This window comes from Methylobacterium sp. E-065 (genome assembly GCF_022829605.1).
GTDB lineage: Bacteria > Pseudomonadota > Alphaproteobacteria > Rhizobiales > Beijerinckiaceae > Methylobacterium.
This window is the reverse complement of the sequence record NZ_JAKSYD010000291.1, coordinates 1-434: the sequence shown is the minus strand read 5'-3', so window position 1 is coordinate 434 and position 434 is coordinate 1. Positions and strand designations below refer to the sequence as shown.

1 protein-coding gene is annotated in these 434 nt (G+C 68.9%); it reads right to left on the bottom strand.

The features are described 5' to 3' along the window. Nucleotides 1-434: ABC transporter substrate-binding protein (locus MKK84_RS36035; RefSeq protein WP_243926974.1), on the bottom strand; the 434-nt coding region annotated here is incomplete at both ends.

The following is a 434-nucleotide window of genomic DNA, read 5'->3' as shown; positions in this document are numbered from 1 at the left end:
GCCGAGACCGCGTCGCCGCCGCCCTTCATCTCGATCGTGTCGAAATACGGCCGGTTCGGCAGGTGGTAATCCGGATTGCGCTCGCCGCGGACGATGTCGCCGGGCCGGAACTCCACGAACCGGTACGGGCCGGTGCCCACGGGGGCGAGGTTCTGGGGTGCGTCGCGGGACTTCGCGCCGCTATAGGGGCCGAACAGGTGCTGCGGCAGCACCATCCCGACGACGCCCACGAAGGCGTCGCACCAGTAGGGCGTCGGCTTGTCGAACAGCACCCGGACGCTGAGGTCGTCGATCTTCTCGACCTTGCAATCCTTGTAGGACCCGGCCGTCACCGCCGCGGTGGCGGGATCGCGGGCATACGCCCAGGTGAACACGAGGTCGTCGGCGGTGAGCGGCTTGCCGTCGTGCCACTTCACCCCGGGCTTGAGCGTCCA